This window comes from Methylobacterium variabile (assembly GCF_001043975.1).
Lineage (GTDB): Bacteria > Pseudomonadota > Alphaproteobacteria > Rhizobiales > Beijerinckiaceae > Methylobacterium > Methylobacterium variabile.
This window is the reverse complement of the sequence record NZ_LABY01000507.1, coordinates 1-2,091: the sequence shown is the minus strand read 5'-3', so window position 1 is coordinate 2,091 and position 2,091 is coordinate 1. Positions and strand designations below refer to the sequence as shown.

General features: G+C 60.2%; 2 protein-coding genes. One reads left to right on the top strand and one right to left on the bottom strand.

Annotated features, from left to right (window positions below; translation table 11 throughout):
• Positions 1-36: 36 nt before the first annotated feature.
• Positions 37-543 (bottom strand): hypothetical protein, encoded by a 507-nt coding sequence (locus VQ02_RS37920; protein ID WP_157080938.1) that lies wholly within the window; start codon positions 541-543, stop codon positions 37-39.
• Positions 544-994: 451 nt separating this feature from the next.
• Here VQ02_RS37920 and VQ02_RS34210 point away from each other — a divergent pair.
• Positions 995-2,091, top strand: a 1,097-nt coding sequence (locus VQ02_RS34210; protein WP_048448739.1) for an ATP-binding protein, incomplete at its 3' end; no start/stop codon positions are given.

The following is a 2,091-nucleotide window of genomic DNA, read 5'->3' as shown; positions in this document are numbered from 1 at the left end:
GTCCCGAAGGGACGCGCCCGCCCTTCTTAGCAGATCCTATAATTTACTTATATCATTGCGGATCATGCTCTGTTCACGGATCAATTTCCATCCCCTATAACGAGACCAAATATTAATAACCATCGGAACGATCACCGAAAAATAGGAAATGTAAGTTGCATAAATTAGCCAATTAGGAGCCTGCTCATTGTAGAAGTACGCCGTATGAAATAGACAATATATACTCATGAAAAAACAGATAGAAGCGGCTGAAACTGTGCCGAGATTGTAACTTTCTAGCAAATCCCATGTATGTGTTGATTTGCGGTATATTGAAGATATATGCCTGTCAATACATTCAAGTTTTTCATTCCGTTCTTCACCCACCGAAGAATGATCCATCTTAGTAAGATCGTCCAACTTTTCATTCAATAATGCACGCAGGTCGTTGAGTTGCGCCCTTTGATGCAACAAATAAGGCACACTTAGATCTTTAATGGCATAAATACCAAGATTGATCGCAACCGCCAACTGCACCACAGCTTGGATTTCACCACATTTCATACTGCCATCCCCCGGGCGATTGAAAATTATATACTTCGTCTGTCAGAACTTACCCCCTAGATCATCGATTTTCGTCGCCCTTGTAGGCCAGCGACCAATGAACGCATACTGCAATTTCAATCTGATATCTCTGCGTGCGACTTCATAATCTGACGCCAGCTCATCAATTCTACGCTTCAATTCTGTATACCGACGCGCACATTGAAACGATCAGCCTACCTCACCGAGGGGGCCGTTCAGGTTCAGTTAAACGACGAATGCTAGCTCCCGCCAACGATCACTTCACTCGAAACTGATCGATCGGCGATGAATATTTGGTCCGAATTGCCTGGACTGACGTAGCGAGCGCGTCACCACAGGTCTCGGGGCTGGATCTCATGGAGCAAGCGGCGATGCCGAAGATCGACTCCGTCCGCAACCAGGGATCCCGGCCGGAGCCGGTTCGACGGGTGTGAAACCCGGCCTCTCGTCCTCCCTGTTCGGGCCCCCGGGTTCGCTACAGCGGCGTCTCATCCTCGCCGCAGCGATCTGCGTCAGCCTCGCGCTGGTTGGGGCGAGCGTCTCGATCGGGTTCGTGCTGCATCGGTTCGTGCGGGGCCAGCTCGACGGCCGGCTCGACGCCCGGATCGCGGCCCTGGCCTCGGAGCTGCGACCCTCGCCTGACGGGGCCTTGGCCGTGCGGAGTGACCGCGAGGTGCCGCCCTTCGACCGGCCGCGCTCTGGCTGGTACTGGGAGGTCCGCCGCGGCGATACGGTGCTCGGGTCCCCCTCGCTGGACGGAGCTCGCCTGGACGTTCCGGATCCGGGACTTCGGCCAGGCCGCGCTGGCAGGCCCGTCCCTGCCGACGGCGTGGGTCCCTATGGCGAGCGGGTGATCTTGCGGCTCATGATGGTTCAGGACAAGCCGGGCGAGCCCCCGACGCAGATCGCCGCCTCGGCTCCGGCCGCGGCGCTCTACGGGCCGGTGCTGGAAGCGGTGCGCACCCTCGCGATCTGCCTCGGGTTGATCGGGCTGCTGCTGTTCGCCGGCGTGCTGCTGCAGGTCCGCCTGGGGCTGCGGCCGCTGCGTCGGTTGAGCGAGCAGCTCGGCGAGGTCCGGGCGGGCGGGCGCGAGCGTCTGCCGGTCGACCAGCCGGTCGAGGTGCGGCCGCTGGTGGGGGAGATCAACGGGCTCCTCGACCAGAACGCCGCTCAGCTCGCCCAGGCCCGCACTCACGTGGCGAACCTCGCCCACGGGCTGAAGACGCCGCTGGCGACGCTTTCGATGGCGTTCGGGGAGAGCGGGTCGAACCGGGATGCGGGGCTCGCCGGGTTGGTCGAGGGCATGGACCGCCGGATCCGGCATCATCTGCGCCGCGCCCGGGCAGCAGCGACCGGCGGCACCGTCCGCGCCCGGGTCGATCTCGCCAGCGTCGTGGGTGACCTGGCGATGGTGCTGGCGCGGATGCATGCCGACAAGGCGATTGCGTTCGACACCGACGTGCCGGCAGAGTTCGCGGTCGCCTGCGACCGGCAGGATGTCGAGGAGATGCTGGGCAACCTGATCGA

Excerpts from the sequence above, each read along its gene's own strand:
- VQ02_RS37920 (WP_157080938.1), bottom strand. The coding sequence starts at position 543 with ATGAAATGTGGTGAAATCCAAGCTGTGGTGCAGTTGGCGGTTGCGATC.